The 17,036-nt window shown below is 70.0% G+C and carries 17 protein-coding genes; 12 read left to right on the plus strand and 5 right to left on the minus strand.

The window, feature by feature from the left end; genetic code table 11:
* The first annotated feature begins 11 nt into the window (after nucleotides 1-11).
* Entirely contained in the window at nucleotides 12-656 is a 645-nt protein-coding gene (locus tag DKM19_RS26410; protein WP_239513601.1) for a spheroidene monooxygenase, read from the plus strand.
* A 23-nt stretch (nucleotides 657-679) separates the two neighbouring features.
* Here the strand turns inward: DKM19_RS26410 and DKM19_RS26415 are convergent, their stop codons facing one another.
* The 3 genes from DKM19_RS26415 to DKM19_RS26425 all read right to left on the minus strand — a co-directional run bounded on the left by DKM19_RS26415 (nucleotide 680) and on the right by DKM19_RS26425 (nucleotide 4,442).
* Nucleotides 680-1,741 (minus strand): phytoene/squalene synthase family protein, encoded by a 1,062-nt coding sequence (locus DKM19_RS26415; protein WP_110699101.1) that lies wholly within the window; start codon nucleotides 1,739-1,741, stop codon nucleotides 680-682.
* A gap of 37 nt (nucleotides 1,742-1,778) precedes the next feature.
* Nucleotides 1,779-3,242 carry an NAD(P)/FAD-dependent oxidoreductase gene (locus DKM19_RS26420; RefSeq protein ID WP_110699103.1) on the minus strand — a complete coding sequence of 488 codons (1,464 nt, stop codon included), beginning with the start codon at nucleotides 3,240-3,242 and terminating at the stop codon, nucleotides 1,779-1,781.
* 429 nt (nucleotides 3,243-3,671) lie between these two features.
* A complete protein-coding gene (locus tag DKM19_RS26425) occupies nucleotides 3,672-4,442 on the minus strand; it encodes a hypothetical protein (RefSeq protein WP_110699105.1) in 771 nt (256 codons plus the stop codon).
* A 263-nt stretch (nucleotides 4,443-4,705) separates the two neighbouring features.
* Between DKM19_RS26425 and DKM19_RS26430 the strand changes: the two genes are divergently transcribed.
* The 4 genes from DKM19_RS26430 (at nucleotide 4,706) to DKM19_RS26445 (ending at nucleotide 7,892) form a co-directional block, all read left to right on the plus strand.
* Complete coding sequence (locus tag DKM19_RS26430; protein ID WP_110699107.1) at nucleotides 4,706-5,113, plus strand: helix-turn-helix transcriptional regulator; 408 nt, start codon at nucleotides 4,706-4,708, stop codon at nucleotides 5,111-5,113.
* Entirely contained in the window at nucleotides 5,110-5,754 is a 645-nt protein-coding gene (locus DKM19_RS26435; RefSeq protein ID WP_110699109.1) for an SRPBCC domain-containing protein, read from the plus strand. Before DKM19_RS26430 ends, DKM19_RS26435 begins: the two co-directional genes overlap by 4 nt.
* A 95-nt stretch (nucleotides 5,755-5,849) precedes the next feature.
* Entirely contained in the window at nucleotides 5,850-6,341 is a 492-nt protein-coding gene (locus DKM19_RS26440; protein ID WP_110699111.1) for an SRPBCC family protein, read from the plus strand.
* A 471-nt stretch (nucleotides 6,342-6,812) separates the two neighbouring features.
* The gene (locus DKM19_RS26445; protein ID WP_110699114.1) at nucleotides 6,813-7,892 is read left to right on the plus strand and encodes an enolase C-terminal domain-like protein; all 1,080 of its coding nucleotides are present in this window, start codon (nucleotides 6,813-6,815) and stop codon (nucleotides 7,890-7,892) included.
* 153 nt (nucleotides 7,893-8,045) lie between these two features.
* Here DKM19_RS26445 and DKM19_RS26450 read toward each other — a convergent pair whose 3' ends face one another.
* On the minus strand, nucleotides 8,046-8,543 hold the full coding sequence (locus DKM19_RS26450; RefSeq protein ID WP_204358236.1) for a helix-turn-helix domain-containing protein: 498 nt from the start codon (nucleotides 8,541-8,543) through the stop codon (nucleotides 8,046-8,048).
* 291 nt (nucleotides 8,544-8,834) lie between these two features.
* Here DKM19_RS26450 and DKM19_RS26455 point away from each other — a divergent pair, with 291 nt between their 5' ends.
* The 7 genes from DKM19_RS26455 to DKM19_RS52575 all read left to right on the plus strand — a co-directional run bounded on the left by DKM19_RS26455 (nucleotide 8,835) and on the right by DKM19_RS52575 (nucleotide 15,799).
* A complete protein-coding gene (locus DKM19_RS26455; RefSeq protein WP_110699118.1) occupies nucleotides 8,835-9,686 on the plus strand; it encodes an enoyl-CoA hydratase/isomerase family protein in 852 nt (283 codons plus the stop codon).
* 2 nt (nucleotides 9,687-9,688) lie between these two features.
* On the plus strand, nucleotides 9,689-11,068 hold the full coding sequence (locus DKM19_RS26460; RefSeq protein ID WP_110705994.1) for a CaiB/BaiF CoA-transferase family protein: 1,380 nt from the start codon (nucleotides 9,689-9,691) through the stop codon (nucleotides 11,066-11,068).
* Entirely contained in the window at nucleotides 11,065-11,619 is a 555-nt protein-coding gene (locus tag DKM19_RS26465; protein ID WP_204358237.1) for a DUF302 domain-containing protein, read from the plus strand. The genes DKM19_RS26460 and DKM19_RS26465 overlap by 4 nt, the downstream gene beginning before the upstream one ends.
* A gap of 78 nt (nucleotides 11,620-11,697) precedes the next feature.
* A complete protein-coding gene (locus DKM19_RS26470; RefSeq protein ID WP_110699120.1) occupies nucleotides 11,698-12,681 on the plus strand; it encodes a ketopantoate reductase family protein in 984 nt (327 codons plus the stop codon).
* Between the two features lie 91 nt (nucleotides 12,682-12,772).
* Nucleotides 12,773-13,960 carry an alpha-hydroxy-acid oxidizing protein gene (locus DKM19_RS26475; RefSeq protein ID WP_110699122.1) on the plus strand — a complete coding sequence of 396 codons (1,188 nt, stop codon included), beginning with the start codon at nucleotides 12,773-12,775 and terminating at the stop codon, nucleotides 13,958-13,960.
* Nucleotides 13,961-14,167: 207 nt separating this feature from the next.
* Complete coding sequence (locus DKM19_RS26480; RefSeq protein ID WP_110699124.1) at nucleotides 14,168-15,517, plus strand: penicillin-binding transpeptidase domain-containing protein; 1,350 nt, start codon at nucleotides 14,168-14,170, stop codon at nucleotides 15,515-15,517.
* A gap of 150 nt (nucleotides 15,518-15,667) precedes the next feature.
* Nucleotides 15,668-15,799: a hypothetical protein gene (locus tag DKM19_RS52575; RefSeq protein ID WP_255415438.1), complete on the plus strand. Its 132-nt coding sequence runs from the start codon at nucleotides 15,668-15,670 to the stop codon at nucleotides 15,797-15,799.
* A 50-nt stretch (nucleotides 15,800-15,849) separates the two neighbouring features.
* On the opposite strand, the gene DKM19_RS26485 is transcribed toward DKM19_RS52575, so the two are convergent.
* Nucleotides 15,850-17,007 (minus strand): phosphoribosylaminoimidazolecarboxamide formyltransferase, encoded by a 1,158-nt coding sequence (locus DKM19_RS26485; RefSeq protein WP_110699126.1) that lies wholly within the window; start codon nucleotides 17,005-17,007, stop codon nucleotides 15,850-15,852.
* Nucleotides 17,008-17,036 lie beyond the last annotated feature (29 nt).

Genomic DNA, 17,036 nt, shown 5'->3' on the forward strand with positions numbered 1-17,036 from the left:
ATGTGGGAGCCATGCGCTACATGGCGTTCGACCGGCCGGTGCTGAGGAGCACGCCGGGGCTGTCGTTCTGGCGGCTGCTCGGCTCGGGCCGCGGGACGTCGATGAGCCTGGGCGCGGACCTGCGCCGCTGGGCGCTGTTCGCGGTGTGGCGCGAGGAGCGGGCCCTGGAGGAGTTCCTGAAAAGCTCTCCCGTGGCGGCGCGCTGGCGGCGCGAGGCGCGGGAGTCCTGGCAGGTACGGCTCACGCCCCTGACCTCGCGCGGCCGGTGGGGCGGGGTGGAGCCGTTCGGCCCGGGCATCGGGGGGACGCCGGGGCCGGACCCCGGCGGGCCGGTCGCCGTACTGACACGGGCCTCGATCCGGCCCTCCCGGCTGGTGCCGTTCTACCGTTCGGTCCCGGGGGTGGATCGCCTCCTGCGAGAGCAGGACGGCTGCCTGGCCTCGGTCGGCGTCGGTGAGTGGCCGCTGGCCCGGCAGGCCACGTTCTCGCTGTGGCGCGACGCCGGAGCGGTGCGGGACTTCGCCTACCGAGGGCACGCCCACCGGGGGGTGGTCGGCAGGACGCGGGCGGAGAACTGGTACTCCGAGGAGTTGTTCGCCAGGTTCGTCCCCTACGGCAGCGAGGGGACGTGGAACGGGGCCGACCCGCTCGCCTGACCGGTCCGCCTCGCCCGCTCGGCTCACGGCGCCCGGACCGTCATCCGGCGCTCGGTACGGTCGGCCACGGACGCCGCGAGCAGATGCCGCGCGAAGATCGCCAGCTTGCGGTGCCCCGGCACGGTGACCCTGGTCCCGAGAACGTCGTGACCGCCTGCCTCGATCCGATCGAGGATCCCGCCGTACAGCTCGCAGGCCGCCCTGATGCACGGCCGTGAGGAGGGGGTCAGCAGGTCGACGCCCTCCATGGCCAGCCGGTAGTGGCCGCGCGCCCGCCTGACCTCGAAGGCCAACAGCTCGCGCAGGGCCGGGGTGAGGCCGCGGCGCCCCAGGTCGGCCTCGCGCACCCCGAACGCGTCCAGGTCCTCCAGCGGCAGGTAGATCCGGCCGCGCGCCAGATCCTCGGCCACGTCACGCAGGAAGTTGGTCAGCTGGAACGCCAGCCCGAGCTGGCGGGCCGGCTCATGGGCCTGCTCCTCCCTGCCCGGCAGCGGTTCGAGTACGGGCAGCATCATCGTGCCGATGGCCGCCGCCGAACCCTCCATGTAGCCGAGCAGGTCGTCGTAGGTGGCGTAGCGGCTGACGGTCAGGTCGGCTCGCATCGACCGGAGGAAGGCCCTGATGTCACCGTGGTCGATGCCGAACGAGCGCACGGTCTGCACAAACGCCGGAAGCACCGGGTCACCGCCGAAGCCACGGAAACCGCCGGGCCCGCCGAGCGCGCCGGAACCACCGGAGCCGTTGGAATCGCCGGAGCCGCTGGAACCGTCAGGGCCGTTGGAACCACCGGAGCGATTGGAGCCGGTGGAGCCACCGAAGCCGCTGGAACCGTCAGAGCCGTTGAGCGCGCCGGAGTCGCCGGCCAGTACGCGGGTGAGCCGGGCGGTCAGGCCGTCGAGGGCCGCGGCACGGTCGCCCGTCACCGTGAAGGAGTCCACGATCTCGTCGGCGTAGCGGGCGAAGCCGTACAGCGCGTGCACGTGCGGCCGCTTCCAGGCGGGCAGCAGCAGGGTGGCCAGGTAGTAGGAGCGGCCGTGGCGGGCGTTGAGCCTGCGGCAGAGCTCGTAACTGCCGGTCAGAGTCATCGGGGTGTTCCGTAGAACTCGTGACCACCGGTCGGGGTCATCGGGATGTTCCCAGGACGCGTTCCGCGGCCAGCTTGCCGGAGATCAGCACCGGTGGCACCCCCACCCCCGGCGCGGTGTACATGCCGGCGAAGTGCAACCCGGGGACGCGCCGGGCCACGCCGGACGGCCTGAACCAGGCGGTCTGGGTGAACCGGTGGTCCAGGGCGAACGGCGTGCCCGCCGAATGGCCGAGCCGCGCCCAGGCGGGCGGGTCGAAGGTGAGCCTCGGGGCGGTCGTCAGGTCGCCGTAGCCGAGGTCGGCGAGCCTGCGGAACAGGCGGTTCTCCAGTTGCGGGGTCAGCCGGTCCCAGTCGTTCGCGCCGTGCAGGTTGGTGGTCGGCTCCAGCACGGTGAGGGTGGCGTGGCCGTCGGGGGCGGCATCGCCGTCCGACTCCGGATAGGTGACCAGCAGGTTCGGGTCCGGCTGCGGCCGGCCTTCCTTGAGCGCGGAGAAGGTGGCGGCCCACTGCCGGCCGAAGTGCAGGGTGTGGTGGGCCTGGCCGGACAGTCGCCGGTCGAGCCCGAAGTGGAGCACCAGGCAGGAGGGTGAGTAGCGAGGACGGCGGAGCCGCCAGTCGTACGCCTCCTCGGGGAGCAGCCCGGCGTGGGCGCGGGGCAGGTCGCAGGCGACCACGACGTGCCCGGCGGCCAGACGCTCCCCGGTGTCGAGCCGGACCGCGCAGACCCCGCCGCCGGGCCCGGTCTCGACCTTGGCGGCCCGCACGCCGTACCTGATCTGCGCCCCCGCCTTCTCGGCCACGGCGGCCATGGCCTGGGGGATGGCGTGCATGCCGCCGTACCGCGGGAAGAAGACCCCGCCGACCGTGTCCATGTGGGCGACCACGGCGTAGATCCCGAGCGCCTGCCGGGGTGCCAGGCCCACGTACAGGGCCTGGAAGGTGTGCGCCTTGACCAGCCGGGCATCGGTGAGGTGGCTCTCCACGAGAGACTCCAGCCGCCGGAAACCGCCCAGGGCGGCCAGCCGCGCCAGAACGCGCGGCCGGGCCAGGTTGCGCAGCCGCGTCATGTCACGGTCGATGAAGGCGGGCCATTCGGCGGCGAACAGCTCGCCGAGCAGCGCCCGGAACCGCCGGTACCTGTCGGCCTCCGCGGCGCCGCACAGCCCGCGCACCTGCTCGATCATCGCATCCTCGCCGGGCACCACGTCCAGGTGGGAGCCGTCGTGGTAGCGCAGCCGGTAGTACGGGTCCAGCCGCCGCAGCGGGAGAACGCTCTCCATGTCCTCGCCGGCGGCCGCGAAGACATCGGCCAGGACGTCCGGCATGGTCAGCACCGACGGCCCGGTGTCGAAACGGTACTCACCCATGTTCGCGGTCCCGCAGCAGCCGCCCGGCACCTGCTCCGCCTCCACGATCGTGACGTCCCGCCCGGCGGCGGCCAGCCGGATCGCCGTCGCGAGGCCGCCGAGCCCGGCCCCGATCACCACGATCGGGCTCACGAGCTCCCCCTGGCCGCCAGGCCCGCGAACGCGGCCTCCGGTTTCGCCGTCTCCCCTGTCTCCCGCTGGATCGTCCCCTCGGGCCGGCGGTCCATCCGCCCCCGAAGACGATCTGCCTTTTGGGTGACGGCGACCATGGGCATCGCTCCTCCGCGTTGTTGGAGAGAAATTCGCAGGCGAGATCACGTTCGGACACGACCGTCCCGGCGACGGGCCGGGCAGGTCCGCAGTCGATCTACCTCGCGCGATCCATCCCCACGCTCACCTGCCGGTAAATCAATTCACGGCGCAAGAAGACGTAAAAACGATCACGGAATCGGCCGTATTTGTCGAATGTCCGATGGTTCGTCCCACGCCGGCGGAAGGAACGGGCCGACCGGGCGCGGTTACCGCCCTCCGCCTCGGTGGACCAACACGGTGCTCTGGTCCTCACCCGTCGAGAGTGAGGACCAGAGCACCCGAGCGCACGACAAGCGGGGCGGGAACGTCCTCGGCGGCCTCGGCCTCCGACGAGGCGATCATGGCGCGCAGGGCTTCGACGTCGAGGGGCGCGTCGTCGGAACCGTCCTCCGTCGCCGGGACCGCGGTCAGGCGGGCGTACTCCTCCGACTCGGTGGGCGCCTCGTGCACGAACCTGGGGCAGTCCGGCATCATCCCGGTGATCCCGGCCTGGATCCGGTAGTCACCCGTGGTCAGCCAGCGGGGGTTGACCAGCGTGACAAACGCGAAGGCCGGGCCGCTCTGCACCGGCAGCGGGACCAGGACGCTCTGGATCTGCTCGTCCCTCGCGAACGTGACGGTCCGGCCGGCGGTGCACGTGCCGGAGCCGTCGGGAGAGCTGCGGAAGACGACGTTCACGTCCACGGCGGCCGTCGCATGGATCATCTCCGGCCCGAGCAGCACGTCCTTCGGTACGCGGTTGGCATACCTGGCGCTCTTCGCCTCCGGGCTCGCCTCCCGCCATGCGATGTTCCCGTCCTCGTACCGGTCGAGACACCAGTCGTTCCGGGTCACGACCAGCAGCAGCTCCCTGTCGGGCGTGACGAAGCCACGCTTGGGGTCGCTCTCGTCGAACACCGTGACGGTCCCGTGGCTGCGGGACCCGTCGTGGGCCAGTCCGAGCACTGTGACGAGCACCGCGCGCCCCACGCGGTTGACCATCTGGTGGACGTCGGTCAGTTCGAAGGGCTGGTCGACCATTCCTCCCCCTTTCCCCAGGTGGGATCCTGTTAAGTGCATGCCCACCAGATGTCCCGTGGACCTCCTGCGCCAGCCCGGAGATACCCAAGACATCCCGCACGACTACGGAAGTAAGGCCGCGACGAAAGCATCGGCTTCCTTTGGCGCCGACATGGGGCAGCCTGTAGCAGCAGGAGGTGATGCGCGCCGGCTTGTGTGAACGCCAGTGCGGCACTAAGAATCAGCGGTGGATTATATAAGCGAAGGCCGGTATCGTCGCTGTCGTGCACGCCTTCGACATACTCGGTGACCCCGTGCGCCGACGCATTCTGGAGCTGCTCGCCGACGGCGAGCAGACCTCCGGGGCAATCACGGAGATCATCCGGGCGGAGTTCGCCATCTCCCAGCCGGCCGTCTCCCAGCATCTACGCGTGCTGCGTGACAGCGGGTTCGCGTCGGTGCGGGCTGAGGGTACGCGCCGGTTCTACGCCGTCGAGCCCGAGCCGCTGAGCGAGGTCGACGCGTGGCTGGACCGGTTTCGCCGGTTCTGGGAACAGCGCCTCGACGCCCTGGGAACCGAGCTGGCCCGGGGCAGGCGTGCACGCCACCTGGCCGGCGGGGAACCCATCCGAGTTGCGGGGTCCGGTGCCGACGGGCAAGACCCATGCACCACCGAAGGAGACATGACATGAAAGATGTTCTCGACGAGCTGGCTGCCGTGCGCCGGGCGATGGGCACCGGCAGCGTGCCCGCCGGCGAGGCGTACACCATCGAGCTGCGGCGTCGATACGACGCGGAGATCGATGACATCTGGGACGCCATCACCAACCCCGAGCGGCTGCAGCGCTGGTTCAAGCCGGTCACCGGGAACCTTCGGCTTGGCGGACAGTTCGCTTTGGACGGTGGAGAGCACGGCGAGATCCTCCGGTGCGAGCCGCCGCGTCTGCTGAAAGTGTCTTGGCTCTACGGGCCGGACGCCGACGCTTGGCCCGGCACCAGCGAGGTGGAAGTGCGCCTGGCCGCGGGCCCGGCCGGTGACACCGAGTTCGAGCTGATCCACGCAGCGGTCGTCGGGGAGCCCATGTTCCCTACCTACGGCCCCGGCGCCGGAGGCGTCGGCTGGGACCTGGTTCTCCTCGCCCTGGGACGGCTCCTGGCCGGCGGCGAGATCACCGGTCACGAGGATTTCGAGAAGTCGCCCGAAGGGCGCGAGTTCGGCCGCCGTAGCGCCGCAGCCTGGGGTCAGGCTCACCTGGCCGCCGGTGGCGAACCGGAGCACGTCGCGGCCGCAGTCGAGGCCACCACCAAGTTCTACGTACCCGATCCGACCTGACACTCCTGCTGCGGTGGACTGACCGGCTTCCTCGGCGCCCACGACAAGCAGGACTGCATCAAGTCGTCCCACACCACAAGGAAGAGCGATACCCCATGAAGTACACCGTCTCGACCGAGATCGCCCTGCCGCGGGAGACAGTGGTCCAGCTCCTAACCGACCCGGCACACCTGCCGAAGTGGCTGCGGGGCCTGGTGCTGCACGAGCCGCTGAACGGGAAGCACGGGCAGCCCGGCACCAAGTCGCGCGTCGTGATGCAGATGGGGAAGCAGAAGATCGAGGGCACCGAGACCATCACCCGCTGGGAACCGGCAGACCTGCACGAAATCCCGGAAGGCAGCGTCGTTCACTTCGACCGCGAGATCATCAGCAAGGGCACGTGGAGCGCCGTGCGCGAGCGGCTGACCGAAGCCGGTCCGGAGACGACGCTCTGGGAAAGCGAGAGCGAATACCGGTTCAGCAGCGTGATGATGCGACTGGTGGGACTTTTGATGCCCGGCGCCTTCCGCAAGCAGTCGGAACAGCACATGCAGGACTTCAAGCGCTTCGCCGAGCAAGGCAAGGACGTCCGAGAAGAGACGGACTGATCTGCCGTCACGCTCGGCGATGGCCATGTGGGCGGGTTCTGTGCGGTGGACGATGAGGACATGATCTTCGAGGAAGAGGCTGTCGAGACGTCGACTTGGCGGGGACGGTTGCGGCGTACGAACGGGCGTGGTGGTTTCGAGGCCCACTCGCATCCCGGACGCCGGCACCGGCCGCCTGTCGCGCCGGTAAATTCCTACTTCTTTCTCTCCGTCGACGCGCGCCGAGGCTGGTGTTCGCGGCGGCTTCCGAGCAGTATCCGGACGGGACCGGACAGATCACGGGCGTGGAAGCATCGTCGAGTGGGCCCCGACACCGCCGAGCGGATACGAATCCCCGGTGAAATCCCACTCAGACGCTCAGACGCTCAAACAGGAACCGGTGAACCGGGACGAGGGCGGAGCTCAGCTCGTAGCCGGTCGAAGAGTTCGAGCAGGCGGAGGTCCACTCGACGATCTGGGGGCGAACGCGGCATGACGATACTTCCGGTGATCTCGGGGGTGCGCGGGCGGCCGGTCGTCGCCCCCATGGCACGGCCCTTCACCACCGCATCGGGGTCGGTGCCGGCGGCTCCGCTCCTTCTGCTCGATGTGATCACCGAAAGCGGTGTCGTCGGGCACTCCTACGTGTTCGGATACGCCCCGGCGATGCTGCCGGCGATGGCCTCGATCGTCCGCGAACTCGCCCCCGAACTGGTCGGAAAGCCGATCGCGCCCACGCGGCGGATACAGGAACTGCAGGGGCGGTTCCGGTTGCTCGGCATGCAGGGGTTGCTCGGCATGGTCGTCTCGGGGATCGACATGGCGCTCTGGGACGCTCTCGGCAAGCTGACCGATCAGCCCGTGGCCGGCCTCCTCGGTGGCGAGCCGGTCGCGCTACGGGCCTATGACAGCTACGGCATGGTGGACCCGCAGCGGGACGAGCGGGTCCTCCGGGATTCCGTTGAGAGCGGATTCCAAGCGATCAAGATCAAGATCGGCTATCCGGACGCTGCCCGTGATGTGGCGGCCGTGCGGTGGGTTCGCGAGATCATAGGAACCGACGTCGAATTGATGGTCGACTACAACCAGTCGCTCGACCCGCCGGAGGCCTGCCGTCGCATCGAGCGACTCCGTGAGTTCGACCTCTACTGGGTGGAAGAGCCGGTCGCCGCCGAAGACCTCGCCGGTCATTCCTCTGTACGGCGAGCGACCGGCGTGAGAGTCCAGACCGGGGAGAACTGGTGGTTCCCGAGGGGATTCCAGGCGGCGATCGCGGCATCGGCCTGCGACTTCGCCATGTTCGACATCGTGAAGATCGGTGGTTTCACCGGTTGGATGCTCGCGGCGGGACAGGCGCAGGCCGTCTCGCTGCCCGTGTCCAGCCACTTCTTCGTCGAGGCGAGCGCGCACGCCATGGCCGTGACGCCTACCGCTGACTGGATGGAGTATCTCGATCTCGCGGGGGCGGTACTGCTCGACCCGTGCCGGCCGGTCGACGGTCACGTCACGGCGGCCGGCCCAGGCCTCGGGATCACCTGGAACGAGGAAGCGATCGCCCGGTACGCGGTATGACCGTCCGGCCCTCTCTCCGGCGCATGCCGGAGAGGTTCACGGCCACACGGCCCATGCCGGAGATGTCCATGGCCACGCGGTCCCCTTCCGACGCGCATCGCCGCGTGGGGGTGAGACCGGGGTCGACGCCATGGAGCGGGAGGCCGGTCACGATCATCCGGTGACGGGGTCCGCGAGGGGGGTCGGTTCGGGCGATCGCCAGGGTCGCATCCAGGCCTCCTCCTCGCGACGCACGGGTTGCCCGCAGTGGTCGCACTGCCCGCCCGGGGTGGTGGCGTGTCCGCAGGTTCGGTGGACGACCCGCATGGGTTCGACGGGCTTGTCGGGTGTGGTGTGTTCGTGGCCCCAGGCGGCGAGCGCGTGCAGCACCGGGAGCAGGTCCGCACCCGCGACGGTGAGGCGATACTCGTTGCGGGTGCGTCCGCCGTCGCGGTAGGGGACGCGGGTGAGCAGGCCGAGGTCGACGAGGCGGGTAAGCCGCGTCGACAGGATGTTGTCGGCGATGCCCAGGTCCGATCGGAAGTCCTCGAAGCGGGTCATGCCAAGCGTGGCGTTACGCAGGATCAGCAGCGCCCACCGTTCTCCCACGGCGTCGACGGCGCGGCCGATCGGGCAGGGCACGCCCGCACGCGCCCCTCGGTCGGTTGCCAAGGCTTTAACTCCTTTCGCCCATTGCTGGCTTGCGATAAGCAAGCCTGCTACATACGGTTTATCACATATCTGACTACTAATCCGCAGGTCAGAAGCTCGTCCGCCATTTCTGGGAGGCGGGAGCCGAGATCACGGCGGTGACGTCCGCCGCCCCTCGGCATCCAGGCCCGCCCGTCACGGCTTCGAGGACGAGTGCCCGTACCGCCGGCGCCTGGCCGTACAGGCCGCCGACCGCGTCGCCGGTCGCCAACGCCGCCGGTGCGGTGGCCCCGGCAGGAAGGAGCAGCCGCCATGCCAGACCAGAGAACCGAGGCAGGTCAGTCCTCCTCACCGGCCGCGGAGAGGTCGCAGACCCCGCCGGCCGGACAGGAGTCGCCCGTCGGCCGCCGATTCGACGATGCGGTCGCGGTGCTGACGCTCCGGCGCCGGCCGTACAACCTGCTCGACGCCGCCTTCGGCCGGCAGATCGTCGAGGCGCTCCACTGGGCGTGGACCGAGGGCGCCCGGGCGGTGGTCGTCGAGAGCGGGCTGCGCCATTTCTCCGCGGGCGCCGATCTCGACGCGATGCTGGCCACCGCGACGGACGGGAACGGCGTGCTCGGCTGGCGGTTGACCGATGTGCTGCGCGCCTTCGACGAGCTGCCGCTCCCGATCGTGGCGAGCGTGCACGGAATCTGCGTCGGAGGCGGGCTGGAGGTGGCGCTCGCGTGCGACCTCATCGTCGCGAGCGAATCCGCCAAGCTGGGCTTGGTGGAGGCCACCGTCGGCCTGCATCCCCTGATGGGCGCGATCCAGCGGATCACGCAACGGGCCGGCGCGACACGGGCGAAGGAGATGGTCATGCTCGGCCGCCGCTACGACGCGCGCACGATGGAACGCTGGGGGATCGTCAACCGGGTCGTCGCGGACGAACGGCTGAGCGCGGCGACGATGACGCTGGCCCGCGAGCTGGCGGCGGGGCCGACGGTGGCGCACGCGGCGACAAAAAAGCTGGTGTCCATCGCCGTCGACCAGGGTGTCCGCGCGGCCGACGAGGCCATGTCGGAGATCCAGGAGCCGATCTTCCGCTCCACGGACTTCCGCACCGGGGTGGACTCGTTGAAACAGAACGGTCCCGGCCTGGCGCGCTTCAGGGGGTGTTGACCATGTCCGCACCGCTGACCGGCATCCGGGTCGTCGATTTCACCCGCGTGCTCGCCGGACCGCTCTGCGCGCAGACGCTGCTGGAGCTCGGAGCCGAGGTCATCAAGGTGGAACCGCCGGGCGGCGACCTGTCCCGGCGGGCGTTCCCCCGCGAAGCCGAGATCTCCGGCTACTACGCCCAGCAGAACGCCGGCAAGCGCAACGTCTCGATCGATCTCAACGCGCCGGGTGCGCGGGAGATCGCGCTGCGCCTGTGCGACCGCGCGGATGTGATCGTGGAGAGCTTCCGGCCGGGCACGCTGCCCTCGTTCGGACTGGACTACGACACCGTCGCCGCACGCAACCCGCGTGTCGTCTACGCCTCGATCAGCGGCTACGGCCAGCACGGCGCGTGGCGTTCCCGGTCGGCCTACGCCCCGACCATCCAGGCCGAGACCGGGATCACCGCGATCACGATGGACCAGTTCGGCGCTCCGGAGGGACGGCCGCGCACCGACTCGCTGTCGCACGCCGACGTCTACACCGGGCTGCATGCCGCCGTCGCCGTCCTGGCCGCGCTGGACCACCGCGACCGCACCGGTAAGGGGCAGTACATCGACGTGGCCATGGCCGCGGTCATGCTGTCGGTCAACGAGCGCCTTCACGTGGATCTGTCGGGACAGGACCTCGGGGCGGAGGCTCCGATCCTGGGCGCCTCGGACTGCCCGTTCTTCGTCAGTCCGGAGGGAGCGACCTTCGTCAGCCCGATGAGCCTGGTGGGCAGCATGTCGTTCCCCTTCTACCTCGCCGCCATGCGACGCGCCGACCTCGCCGACGACCCGCGATTCCGAACTCCCGAAGCACGGCGGGAGCATCTGGACGAACTACACGCCATCGTCCAGGAATGGATCTGGACGTTCGACGACATGGCCTCTCTCGACGTGCAGTTCGACGAGGCGAAGATCGCCACCGGGCAGCTACGCACCGTCGGCGAGTTCGCCGACAGCCAGTGGGTACGCCAGTGGACGGCCATCCGCTCGGTTCCCGACCGCAACGGCGGCCGGATCACGGTGCCCGGCCCGCCCTGGCACTTCAGCGCCGCCGGCGAGCCCGGCTCACCGGAGAGAGTGCCCGCCAGACAGGGCGAGCACAACGACGACGTCCTGCGCGAACTGGGATTCGACGAAGGCGAGATCGGTTCGCTGCGTCGCCTGGGCGCGCTCACCGAACCCGGCCGGAGCCTCGTCGAACCCAGCCGGAGCGACGGCAACGGGCGCGAGCGGGCGAACGACCCGGGGCGAGCCCGCACGGAGGAAAGGAGTCCGGACAAGGCAAACCGTCACACCGTCCCTCGCACTCGCCGGAGCGCGAACAGCCACGAAACATCACCGGAGAGATCATGACCCAGCAGACAGGGAGCAGGATCAGCACCGTCCCGCACGAGGTGAACCGCCTGACCGTCCGCGTCGACGCTCCGTTCCAGGAGTTCCGCGAGCGTTACGAGCGCGCCGTTCCCCCGTTCGACGCCGCACGCTTCGAGCAGCTCATCAAGGAGAACGCCGACTGGGACACCGTTCTGCGGGCGACGACCCAGAACGCGCCACACGATTTCATCATCTACTGGAAATTCGACGCCACGCCGATAATGCGGCTGGCCGGTGACCGGTGGCTCTGCGTCGAGTATCTGATGGGGAACCACACGATCGCCCAGCGGATGTACCACCATGATCCTGCCATCATGCTCTACGCGCCGCTGCGCACGATGATCTACGAGGACTCGGCGGGCGCGACCCGTTTCGCCGTGGACCAGCCCAGCACCCGGTTCTCCAGCTTCGGCGACCCGGACATCACCGAGGTCGGCCTCGAACTGGACCGCGAGCTCGCCGCCCTGCTGGAACACCTCGAGGCACCCGTACCCGCCGAGCTCGTCCGGGGACGGGTGTCCCATGGGTGAGGGTTTCGCCGCGTCCTTTCCGCCCCGCGCCGGCCGCCGCCCACGGGTCCGCGCCGTCGCGCCGGGGGCGGAGGCGCGATGAGGATCCTGGTCATGGGCGCCGGCGCGGTCGGCGGCTACTTCGGCGGCAGGCTCGTCCAGGCGGGCCGGGATGTGACCTTCCTGGTCCGGCCCGGACGGGCACGCCTGCTCCGTGAGCGCGGACTACGGATCGTGGGCCTGGGCGAGAAGACGACGCTCACCCCGCGAACGATCCTGACCGGCGAGATCACCTCGCCCTTCGATCTGGTCCTGCTCTCGGTCAAGGCCACCGGGCTTCGGGGGGCGATGGAGGACCTGGCGCCCGCGGTCGGCCCGGACACGCTGATCCTGCCCGTCCTGAACGGCATGCGGCACCTCGACGACCTGGCCGAACGGTTCGGGGACCGCGCGGTGCTGGGCGGGGTGGCGAAAGTGGCCACCACGCTCGACGCCGACGGTGACATCGTCCGCCTCGCCGAGCTGCAGAGCCTGACCTACGGCGCCCGTGGCACGGCCACCCAGGAACCGCCGGCCGGCGTGCACCGCGCGCTCGGCGGCGCGGGGTTCGACACCGCGCTGTCCGGCGACATCGTCGGCGAGATGTGGGCCAAGTGGGTGTTCATCGCCGCGACCGGCGCGGTGACCTGCCTGATGCGCGGAACGGTCGGTGAGGTCGTGGCCGCCCCCGGCGGCGCCGGGTTCGCCGAGGCGGTGGTCGCCGAGTGCGCGGCCGTCGCCGCGGCGGCCGGTCACCCCGTGCCGGAGAAGGAGCTTGGGAACACGCGCGACACGGTCACCGCACCGGGCTCCCCCTTCGCCTCCTCGCTGTACCGTGACCTGGTGCACGGCCACCGCATCGAGGGAGAGCACATCTTCGGCGATCTCATCTCCCGGGCGCGGCGGCTCGGGGTGGCGGTCCCCCTGCTGGATCTGGCCACGCTGCACCTGCGGGTGTACCAGGGCCGCCTCGAAAAAGACTCGGGGCAGGCGCTCGCCGGCTCCGTCCCATCGCTGGATGCTCGTGAGAGCCGTACGGCGTGAGCTGTCGACGTCCCCCGCCAACCCTGACCGGCCGTGTCCCGGAAAGCCCGGCCCCACGGCGGCATTCCGATCCCAGTGGAAAGGCACCCACATGACCCCCCAGTTCGGCGACTACCAGAACGAGATCTACTTCGACGGCCTCCGCGGCGTGGTGCCGGGGCTGCCGATGACCTTCACCGAGCTCGAGGCCAGGGCCGAGGCCGTGATGTCACCCTCGGTGTGGTCATACGTCGCGGGAGGCGCCGGCGACGAGCACACCCAGCGTGCCAATGTCGCCGCCTTCCGTGGCTGGGGTCTCATCCCCCGGATGCTCGTGGGAGCCGCACGGCGTGAGCTGTCGGTGGAGCTGTTCGGCATGAAGCTGCCGACCCCGCTGCTCATGTCCCCGGTGGGGGTGATCGGCCTGTGCGCGCAGGACGGGCACGGAGACCTGGCCACGGCCCGGGCGGCGGCTCGCACCGGAGTTCCGATGATCGCCTCGACGCTCTCGGCCGACCCGATGGAAGCCGTGGCCGGGGAGTTCGGCCAGACCCCCGGCTTCTTCCAGCTCTACACTCCCACCGATCGGAAACTGGCGGAAAGCCTGATCGGTCGCGCCGAGGCCGCCGGTTTCAAGGGCATCGTCGTCACCCTCGACACCTGGGTCACCGGCTGGCGCCCCCGCGACCTGAGCACCGGCAACTTCCCCCAGCTGCGTGGGCACTGCCTCGCCAACTACACCTCCGATCCGGTCTTCCGCGCCCAGCTCGCCCGTACCCCGGAAGAGGACCCGCGCGCCGCCGCCGCATACTGGGCCAGGGTCTTCGGCAACCCTCTCACCTGGGACGACCTGCCCTGGCTGCGCTCGCTCACCGACCTGCCCCTCATCCTGAAGGGCATCTGCCACCCCGACGACGCCCGGCGGGCCAAGGACGCCGGCGTCGACGGCATCTACTGCTCCAACCACGGCGGCCGGCAGGCCAACGGCGGTCTGGCAGCCCTCGACGCCCTCCCCGCCGTGGTCGACGCCGCGGACGGCCTGCCCGTCATATTCGACTCCGGCATCCGCTCGGGAGCCGACGTGATCAAAGCCCTCGCACTCGGCGCCACCGCCGTCGGCATCGGCCGCCCCTACGCCTACGGCCTCGCCCTGGGCGGCACCGACGGCATCGTCCACATCCTGCGCGCCCTCCTCGCCGAAGCCGACCTGATCATGGCCGTGGACGGCTACCCCACCCTCGCCGACCTGACCCCCCAGTCCCTCCTCCGAACGCCGGGCACCGGCACCCAGCCTCTTTAACCCGCACCTGGTCAACAGGCCCCGAGCAGAGGCTTTCCAGCTCGGCAGGATCACCGGCCTTCGCTGTCTCTCCGACGGACTGATAAACCCCAACCGGCGTGTCCACTTGATCGCGCAGAGGGCCGTCGTCGTCATTTCGGCCGTTTGCCCGGGCCACGCCATTCCCGGATGATCAAGACATAAAGTGAGATTCACCGAAGGGCGACGATGAAGGCACTGCTGGTTCTCCTGATTTTCCTGAGCGTCGCCGCGGTGGGTGCGTTGGTCACGGTCCTCCTGCTGTTACGGAACCCGGCGGACGGCGATCCGGGTGCGGAGCGCGTGGCCTCAGGCTCCACCGCCACGGCCTCCGCTTCCCCCGTGGCCCGAAAGAGCGTGCTGCTGGATGTCGAGGGCGCCGTCATCGAGGAGTTCTCCGGTGACTGCGTGGGCAGCGGGTATCCCTACCTGTGCCGGTATGTCAGAGATCGGCTTCTCGTCGAGGACCAGCGGCTGCTCACCCGCGACGGCCTGACGATCCAGACGACGATCGACCCGCGGCTCCAGCGGACGGCGCAGCGGGCCATCGACGCCCAGGTCCACCGCGAGGACCCGCAGGTCGCCACCCAGGTCATGATCGTCCCAGGCGAAGGCGCCATCAGGGCCATGGCCACCAGCCGCGGGGACGGCGACGGGCCCGGCTTCCAGCAGGGCACCACCGCGATGCCCTACACCCTGGCCACCGCGCTCGCCGCCGGTCTGCGCTACGACGACGGCTTCCTCATCTCGGACGAGTACCGCGCCCAGGGCTTCGCGGCGTTCAAGGACTGCCGGGGCCAGGCCGTCGGTGATCCGATCCACTCCGTCTCGAACCGGGAGAAGGGCAGGGGGGATCGGTTCGTCACCATGCGATCGGGCACCCGAGAAGCGGTGAACACCTTCTACATGCGCCTGGAGGAGAAGGTCGGCCTGTGCGAGACCGTCAGGATGGCCGAGCAGCTCGGGCTCAGGCGCTCCGACGGAATGCGGCTCCAGGAGTACGAGACGTTCACGCTGGGCATCAACGAGGTCGACCCCGTCTCGGTGGCCAACTCCTACGCGACGCTCGCCGCCCACGGCCGCTTCTGCGAGCCGACGGTGATCACGGAGATCCGCGACGGGTCAGGTACCCCGCGCACCTTCCCGCCGCAGTGTAAGCAGGTCCTGGACCCGGCGGTCGCCGACGCGGTCACCGGAGTACTGTCGGAGGTCCTGGCGAAGAGCACGCTCAAGGGCGTCGGCCGCGAGGCGGCGGGCATGCCCGGCGCGGTCGACAGCTTCACCGCCGCCTGGTACGCCGGTTACACCCCCGGCCTGGCCTCGGCCGTCAGCCTCGGCGACCCTCGCGGTGCGTTCCGGCACCCGCTGGTCGACGTCACCATCGGCGGCCGCCACTACCCGCAGGTGGACGGCACGTCGATTCCCGGCCTGATCTGGAAGAAGGCGATGACCGAGGCGGTGCGAGGAACCCAGAAGACCGGCTTCACCCGGCCGGACACCGAGCGCTTCGGCGCCTGCCGCGACGCCTGCCCGAACTGACCCCCACGGGCCCGAACTCGCCCGCTCCGACGCTCGCGAGCACCGCGACTCGAAGGACGTCCACCGATATCTGATGGAGGGCGGATTCTTGAGTCGGACGAAGAGGCAAGCAAGGCCCGCTACCTCTATCGAATCACCGAGGACAACAAGATGATCAGCGAGGAGGAGATCGTCGGCCACGCCTACCGTCCCGTGTGGGAGACCATCGAAGGGGAACTGGTCGGGGCGGGTTTCGTCCAGGCCGACGCCCCCGAGGGGTTCCTCGCTTGGCGCCTCGCCTGAGGTCAGGCGGGGACTTCGAGGTCCCCGTTGGGCGCGGGGACCTCGTCGTCTCAGTGGTGGAACAGGCGGAGGCCGGTGCGGGCCAGAGTGATCTGGTGCTCGCGGCAGGCCTCCCGCACCTCCGCGGATCGGATCGATCCGCCTGGCTCGGCGATGTAGCGGACGCCGTGGCGGTGCGCGTGGTCGACGTTGTCGCGGAACGGCAGGGCGCCGTCTGATACGAACGCGACCTTGTCCAGGCCCGCGAGCCACGTTGCGCGCTGCCGGTCCGTCAGCTCGGGCGCGGGTGTGGACAGCGCCTTGGACAGGCGCAGGCTCTCGTCCGGGGTGAGGTCGCCCTCGATGAAGCGGATCTGCCAGTTGATCCGGTCCTGGCGCCGGATGTCGGGGTGGAAGGCGAGGGCGCGCACCGCCGGGTGGCGTCGCAGCCACCAGGTGTCGGTCTTCGCGCCGGCCAGGCGGGTGCAGTCGACGCGGGACTGCTGACCGGCGCCGATCCCCAGGGTGGCGCCATCGCGCAGGTAGCACACGGAGTTGGACTGGGTGTGGCGCAGGACGACCAGGCCCAGCAGGAGGTCCTCCGATGCGGCGGTCGTCAGTGTGCCGCACACGACGTCGTCCAGGAGCGCGGTGGAGAGCGTGACCTCGTCGCGCTGCTGGGTCAGCCGCAGGCCGAACACCTCCCGTGCCTCGCGGCGCGGGGGCGTGTAGGTCTCGTCCGCTTCCATGACCAGGAAGCGGCCGTTCTTCTTCTTGCTGAGCGCCGCAACGGTGCCCGGAGCGTAGCCGGGGGCGATGATGCCGTCGCAGACCACGCGGGTCAGCAGTTCGGCGAGCTCGGCGTCGACCGGGTGTGAGACGGCGGCGAAGTCTCCGTAGGAGGATTTCGGATCGGCGTCGCGGGCCCGCAGGTAGGCGCTGGTGAGCGCTCCGACACTGGCGCGGTCGATGCCGTGGAGCTCGGCGGTGACATCGTCGACGGGCCCAGAAAGGGCCGCTCCGGCGGGCGAGACGTGCTTGAAGGACGTAGCGGCCGGCCGTCTCAGGGCCTTGCCCGCTTCGCTCACCAGTTGCCAGCCGTTGAGCGCGTCGAGCATGTTGATATAGGACGGGCTGCCGTGCAGCACCCGGACCGGCCACCGGCCGGGGCGCATCGGTGCGGCGGCTGCCGCTTGCTGCTGCGGGTTGATTCCGTAGCGCAGATCCACGTCGTGGTCTCCTGTGTCAGTCGGACATC

Origin of the sequence: Streptosporangium sp. 'caverna' (assembly GCF_003203775.1) — a bacterium.
Taxonomy (GTDB): domain Bacteria; phylum Actinomycetota; class Actinomycetes; order Streptosporangiales; family Streptosporangiaceae; genus Streptosporangium; species Streptosporangium subroseum.